Source organism: Gluconacetobacter azotocaptans, assembly GCF_014174355.1.
Lineage (GTDB): Bacteria > Pseudomonadota > Alphaproteobacteria > Acetobacterales > Acetobacteraceae > Gluconacetobacter > Gluconacetobacter azotocaptans.
Genome location: NZ_JABEQF010000024.1, coordinates 24,605 through 30,746 on the forward strand (window position 1 = coordinate 24,605; position 6,142 = coordinate 30,746).

7 protein-coding genes are annotated in these 6,142 nt (G+C 70.3%); 1 reads left to right on the forward strand and 6 read right to left on the reverse strand.

Annotation, left to right across the window (positions count from 1 at the left end; genetic code table 11):
* The first annotated feature begins 58 nt into the window (after positions 1-58).
* Positions 59-751, forward strand: a complete 693-nt coding sequence (ung, locus tag HLH34_RS18145) for a uracil-DNA glycosylase (protein ID WP_183120972.1) — start codon at positions 59-61, stop codon at positions 749-751.
* A gap of 20 nt (positions 752-771) precedes the next feature.
* On the opposite strand, the gene HLH34_RS18150 is transcribed toward ung, so the two are convergent.
* The 6 genes from HLH34_RS18150 to HLH34_RS18175 form a co-directional block, all read right to left on the reverse strand.
* Positions 772-1,968 (reverse strand): alpha-hydroxy acid oxidase, encoded by a 1,197-nt coding sequence (locus HLH34_RS18150; RefSeq protein WP_183120973.1) that lies wholly within the window; start codon positions 1,966-1,968, stop codon positions 772-774.
* Positions 1,969-1,998: 30 nt separating this feature from the next.
* Positions 1,999-3,312: an MFS transporter gene (locus HLH34_RS18155; RefSeq protein WP_183120974.1), complete on the reverse strand. Its 1,314-nt coding sequence runs from the start codon at positions 3,310-3,312 to the stop codon at positions 1,999-2,001.
* Positions 3,313-3,357: 45 nt separating this feature from the next.
* Positions 3,358-4,158 (reverse strand): triose-phosphate isomerase, encoded by an 801-nt coding sequence (locus HLH34_RS18160; protein WP_183120975.1) that lies wholly within the window; start codon positions 4,156-4,158, stop codon positions 3,358-3,360.
* A 5-nt stretch (positions 4,159-4,163) separates the two neighbouring features.
* Positions 4,164-5,135 (reverse strand): 3-hydroxyacyl-CoA dehydrogenase family protein, encoded by a 972-nt coding sequence (locus HLH34_RS18165; RefSeq protein WP_183120976.1) that lies wholly within the window; start codon positions 5,133-5,135, stop codon positions 4,164-4,166.
* A 38-nt stretch (positions 5,136-5,173) separates the two neighbouring features.
* Complete coding sequence (locus HLH34_RS18170; protein ID WP_183120977.1) at positions 5,174-5,659, reverse strand: ribose-5-phosphate isomerase; 486 nt, start codon at positions 5,657-5,659, stop codon at positions 5,174-5,176.
* A partial coding sequence (locus HLH34_RS18175) for a DAK2 domain-containing protein (RefSeq protein ID WP_183120978.1) occupies positions 5,652-6,142 on the reverse strand: 491 nt, incomplete at its 5' end. The genes HLH34_RS18170 and HLH34_RS18175, both read right to left, overlap by 8 nt.

Sequence of the window (6,142 nt, forward strand, 5' to 3'; positions counted from 1 at the left end):
CCCGGCCGGCTGGCATTCTGCCGCGTCTGGTTTAAATGTGGCCCCGGGAGGAACCACGATGACGGCAGAAACGGTCAGATTGTCCGAAAGCTGGAAAAGGGCGCTCGCACCCGAATTCGATGCGCCTTACATGCGTGCGCTGAAGGATTTTCTGATCGCGGCGAAGAACAGCGGCAAGATCATTTTTCCCAAGGGGAACGAGTATTTTCGCGCGCTGGACCTGACGCCGCTCGGCTCGGTGAAAGTCGTCATCCTGGGCCAGGACCCGTACCATGGGGATGGCCAGGCCCACGGGTTGTGCTTCAGCGTCAGGCCGGGCGTCAGGATTCCGCCCTCGCTGGTCAATATCTACAAGGAAATGCAGGCGGACCTCGGCATTCCGCCGGCGCGTCACGGCTTTCTGGAGCATTGGGCGGAGCAGGGCGTGCTGCTGCTGAACAGCGTGCTGACCGTCGAACGCGGCCGCGCCGCGTCGCATCAGGGCAAGGGCTGGGAACGCTTTACCGACGAGGTGATCGCCCGCGTCAACGCGCAGGAAACGCCGGCCGTCTTCATGCTGTGGGGCGCCTACGCCCAGAGGAAGGCCGCCTTCGTCGATTCGTCGAAGCATCTGGTCCTGAAGGCGGCGCACCCGTCGCCGCTTTCGGCGCACAACGGCTTTTTCGGCTGCCGGCATTTTTCCAAGGCCAACGACTTCCTGGTCAAGAACGGGTTGACGCCGATCGACTGGAAATTGCCCGATACCCCCTGAAAGCGTTCCACGCGCCGGTGTCATCGCATCGCGGGGTGCGGCATCAGGCAGTCCGGGCCGATGTCCTGCAGCGTGGCGAGGCCCAGTTGCGCCATGTCCAGGTCGATCTCGCGGCGCAGCAGCCCCGCCGCATGGCGCACGCCGGGCTCGCCGGCCAAGGCGGCGGCGTAGAGGAACGGGCGGCCGATCAGCACGAAATCGGCCCCCAGGGCCAGCGCCTTCAGGATGTCGCCGCCACGGCGGAAGCCGCTGTCGATCAACACCGCCATGTCGCCGCTTTCGTCACGGACCGCGCCCAGCATGTCCATCGGGGACACGACACCGTCCAGCTGGCGACCGCCATGGTTCGAGACGACGATGCCGTCGGCGCCATGCTGCCGCGCCAGCCGGGCATCGGCCGGCGACAGCACCCCTTTCAGGACCAGCTTCCCCTGCCATGACCGGCGGATCTGCCGCACATGATCCCAGGTGAAGGCGCCATCCCCGCCGATGTAGCTGATCCGGCGCGAAAACAGGCCCGGCCCCCCGCGCGGCCGGATGTTGGAAATGACCGGTACCCCCTGGCGTGCCAGCGTACGGGCCGCGGTGCCCAGCAGCCAGCGCGGATGGGCGATGCCGTCGGCGACCAGGCGCGCGTTCGGGCGCAGGGGCATGGTGTAGCCGTTCCGCCGTTCGGCCTCGCGGTTCGATCCGCAGGGGACGTCCACCGTCACCACCAGCACCCGGATGCCGGCGGCGGCGGCGCGGGCCAGCATGCCGTCGATATGGGCCGCATCCGGCGGCAGGTAGGCGGCGAACCAGATGTCGGGATTGACCGCCGTGACCGCCTCCATCGGCGTGATGGAATTGGCGCTGAGCACGAACGGCAGGTTGGCCGCGCGCGCGGCCCGCGCCATCCGCACATCGGCATCGAAGGCCGCCACGGCCGCGGCGCCCATGGGCGCGATGCCGAACGGCACGTCATAGCGGTGGCCGAACAGGGTGCGCGCCGGCGTGCGCGACGCCACGTCGCGCAGGATCCGCGTGACGAAACGCCAGCGGCCGAACGCGGCGCGATTGCTGCGTACCGTCCCGCCATCGGCCGCGCCACCGCTGGCGTAGCCGTAGATGGCGCGGGGCAGGCGATGGCGGGCGGCGGCCTCGAAATCATCGAGGTTGAGATAGCGTCCCCACAAGCGCGGGACAGGGGCGGACGCCCTGGAGGACAGAACGGTCATTCCATTGATCCCTGATCGGGGTCCGGGGCCTCAGGCCCTGGTGGGTTCGGGCAACGCCCGACCTGCCACTGGGGTTCTGCGGACCAGTGGCGGCAGCGGGGCGATCGGCCCCACGACGAACAGATAGGTCATCGCCCCCAGCACGCAGAACCCGCCGGTGATGCACAGCGGCGCGATGAACGAGCCGCCGGTGATCTTCAGGATGACGCCGGTCATGGTCGCGGTCAGGATGCCCGACAGGTTCGCCGCCCCGTTCTGGATGCCGCTGAGCGAGGCGACATGCGCCGCACTGGGCGCCACGTCGGCGGGCAGCGACCAGATATTGGCGCCGGCGAAGGCGATGCCCGCATAGGCCGTGGTGAAGAATGTCAGGCACAGTGCGTCACTGCGCGTGAAGGCCGACAGCGTGATGACCGACGACAGCAGCATGCCGCCGACCAGGCAGGTCTTGCGCGCGGCGGTCAGGCTCCAGCCCGCGCGATACAGCCGGTCCGACGTCCAGCCCCCGATCCAGGCGGAGGGCACCGCCGCCAGGCCCGGCAGCATGCCCAGCACGCCTAGTTGATGCAGCGAGAAATTACGCGCCTGCACCAGGTAGGTCGGAAACCAGGTGGTGTAGAAATAGAAGACGAAATTCAGGCAAAAGAAGCCGATCATCATCCCCCAGACCGTCCGGTAGCGGAACAGGGCGCGGAACGGCACCCCTGCGTCGGCACCTTGGGCCTGCGCGGCGGGCTGTGCCGCCCGTAACGCGGCCAGTTCCCCCGGGGTGACGCCCGAATGGCGATCCGGATCGTGATAGAGCAGCAGCCACGCCACGACCCACACCACCCCTACCAGCCCGGTAACGACGAAGGCCAGGCGCCAGCCGGTAAAGCTGATGAGCAGCGCGATCAGCGGCATCGACAGCGCCGAACCGGCGCGCGACCCGCTGTCGAAAATGCCCGAGGCCAGCCCGCGTTCGCGGGTGGGGAACCATTGGGCCGCGACCTTGGTGTTGCACGGATAGCTTCCGGCCTCGCCGACGCCCAGCGCGAAGCGGCAGCCGAACAGCAGCGCCGCGCTGTTGACGACCGAGGTGACGGCCGTGAAGAACGACCACCACAGCACGGCGACGGCATAGGCCAAGCGCGGCCCCAGCCGGTCGACCACCAGGCCCGCCGGCACCTGCATGGCCGCATAGGTCCAGAAGAAGCCGCTGAGCACCACGCCCAGCACCGCCGGGCCAAGATGCAGGTCGCGCGCGATGAAGGGGGCCGCGACCGATACGGTCGCCCGGTCGATATAATTGATCGTCGTGGCCGCGAAGCACAGGATGACCATGATCCATCGTAGCCGTGGCATGGCACGATACTCCGAACGGAAAGGGGGAAGGGCGCGGGTCGCCGCCTATGGCCCCCGGCACGGCGGGCGCGCGGCGGCGCGCGCCAGGGCGGCGTAGCCCTCGGCGGTCCAGGCGGCGCGGCCCACGAACAGGCCGTCGATGCCGGCCAGCGCGGCATAGGGCGCCGCGTTTTCCAGGTTCACGCTGCCGCCGTACAGCAGCGGCGGGGACACGCCCGGGGCGCCGGCGGCGCGGTCGAGTTCCTGCCGGATGCCGGCGGCGGCCTGTGCCACCAATTCGGGCGGGGCGGGGCGTCCGGCCTCGCCGATCGCCCAGACGGGTTCGTAGGCGAACATCACGCGGCCCACGTGGGCCGCCGTCAGCCCATGCAGCGCCAGGCGTACCTGGCGGGCCAGGATCAGGTCGGCCACGCCCCCGTCCCGTTCGGCCTGCGTCTCGCCGATGCAGACCAGGGGGGTCAGCCCATGGCGCAGCGCGGCGTGGACTTTCAGATTGACGGTCTGGTCGGTCTCGCCGAAATGCCGGCGCCGTTCGGAATGGCCCAGTTCGACCATCGTCGCGCCGCACTGGCGCAGCATCGGGGCCGAGATCTCGCCGGTCCAGGACCCGCATTCGTCCCAATGCATGTTCTGGCCGCCGACCTGCACCGGGCTGTCGCGCAGCAGGCGCGCGACATCGGCCAGGACGGTGAAGGGCGGCATGACGAAGGGGAGGACGCCGTGCCAGTCGTCCACCGCCGCGATGCGTTCGGCGTAGCTGCGGGCGTCGTCGGGCAGGCCGTTCATCTTCCAGCTCGTGCCCACCCAGAAGGGCCAGCCGGGGGCAGGTGTGGCGGGGTCGGACATGGCGCCTACTCCTTCCGCTGGAGGGGGGAGGGGCCAAGTTCCTGCAGAAGCTGGCTCATCCGCGCATAGGCCTTGTTGCGATAGGCGATCAGCGCGTCGGTCTGCGTCTTGTCGAAGCTGCCTGAATAGCCCGCGCCCGATTTGGTGCCGAACCTGCCTTCGGCCACCAGGGCGGTCAGCGAGGCCGGGGTGGCCAGGCGGGGACCGAAGGCCTCCTCAAACGTGCGGAAGCAGTTGGCGTAGACGTCCAGCCCCGCCATGTCGGCGATGGCGAACGGGCCGAAGAAGGGCAGCCGGAAGCCGAAGGTGGTGCTGACCAGCGTGTCCAGGTCCTCGGGTGTGGCGACTCCTTCCTCGACGATCAGGGTCGCCTCCTTCAGCAGCACATATTGCAGCCGGTTGAGCACGAAGCCCGGCGTGTCGGCCACCTGCGCGCAGCGCCGCCCGGCGCGGGCCAGCAGGTCGCGGATCGCCGGCACGATCGCGGGGTCGGTGTCCGCGCCGCAGACCAGTTCGACGCCGGGGATGAACGGCGCGGGGTTGCTGAAATGCACCGTCAGGAAGCGGCGGGGGTGGCGCACCGCGTCGGCCAGCGTATGGACCGGCAGGGTGGATGTGTTGGTCGCGATGATCGCATCGGCCCGCGCCGCGTCCGAGATCTGGGCCAGCACGTCGCGCTTCAGCGCCGGGATTTCGGGCACCGCCTCCTCGATGAAATCGGCGTCGGCCACCGCCTCGGCGATCGAGCCGGCGGCACGCAGGTTGTCGGCGATCAGCCCCGCCGCGCCGGACGGAAACAGCCCCTGGCGCTCGAAGGCCACGGCCTCGTCATGCAGGCGCCGCAGCGCAGCAGCCGTAGTGTCGGGCGAGGCGTCGGCCAGCGTGACCCTGACCCCGGCCAGGGCCAGCGACTGGGCGATGCCGCCACCCATGTATCCCGCGCCGATGACGGCGACATTTCTGATCTGGATGGTCATGTCGTGTTCCTGCTTTGCGATGTCTGTCGCCCGGCGCGTCACAGCGCGTGGGCGGGGGCCGGTTCGTAGCTGCAGATGGCGGCCACCTTCGCCGCCGAGGCCGATTGCCGGTCGAAGCGATAGCCCAGCCATTCCCGCACCAGCATCCGCGCCAGTTCCAGCCCGATCACCCGTTCGCCCATGCACAGGATCTGCGCGTCGTTGCTCAGGACGCCGCGCTGGACCGAGTAGGAATCATGGGCGGTGACCGCGCGGATGCCCGGCACCTTGTTGGCGCTGATCGCCACCCCCAGCCCGGTGCCGCAGATCAGCAGGCCCCGGTCCGCCCGGCCGTCGGCGATCATGCGCGCGGCGCGGACGGCGACGTGGGGGTAGTCGGTGTGCTCGTCGTCGCCGACGCCGATGTCGATGACCTCGGCCACCCGGGGGTCCTGCCGCAGGTCGCGGGCCAGGGCGGCGCGGTAGTGCAGGCCGGCATCGTCGCTGCCGATGACCACCCGCCATGTATGCTGGCTGTCAGACATTTTCGTGCTCCATCATCTTCAGGATCGTGCGGGCGCACAGCGCCAGCGACACCGCGCCGGCGTCGGGGTGGCCCTTGCTGCGCGCCGCCAGCGGCCGGGCGCGCCCGATGCGCGGCAGAAGGTCGGCGGTGCGGCCGGCGGCGGCGGTAGCGGCGTCGACGGCCGCGTGCCAGGACCGCGCCAGCCCGGCGCCGCTCGCGCTCTCGCGTTCCAGCGCCTCGACGAACGGCAGCAGCGCATCGACCAGCGTCTTGTCGCCGGGGCGCGCGCCGCCCAGGCGCATGACGGCGTCCAGCGCGGTGCGGGCGGCCTGGGCCACGTCGGCGGCCGACGGGGCGCCCTGGTTGCCGATTGTCCGGCCGGCGCTTTGCAGCCCCAGGCCCCACAGCGCCCCCGAGGTGCCGCCTACCCGGTGGGCCCAGGCGTCGGCCGCCGCCGTCAGCACGTCACCGGCCCCGGCGCCGCCGGTCGCGGCGTCGCGGG

Coding starts and splice junctions, on each gene's coding strand:
- ung (WP_183120972.1), top strand. CDS start 59: ATGACGGCAGAAACGGTCAGATTGTCCGAAAGCTGGAAAAGGGCGCTC.
- HLH34_RS18150 (WP_183120973.1), bottom strand. CDS start 1,968: ATGACCGTTCTGTCCTCCAGGGCGTCCGCCCCTGTCCCGCGCTTGTGG.
- HLH34_RS18155 (WP_183120974.1), bottom strand. CDS start 3,312: ATGCCACGGCTACGATGGATCATGGTCATCCTGTGCTTCGCGGCCACG.
- HLH34_RS18160 (WP_183120975.1), bottom strand. CDS start 4,158: ATGTCCGACCCCGCCACACCTGCCCCCGGCTGGCCCTTCTGGGTGGGC.
- HLH34_RS18165 (WP_183120976.1), bottom strand. CDS start 5,135: ATGACCATCCAGATCAGAAATGTCGCCGTCATCGGCGCGGGATACATG.
- HLH34_RS18170 (WP_183120977.1), bottom strand. CDS start 5,659: ATGTCTGACAGCCAGCATACATGGCGGGTGGTCATCGGCAGCGACGAT.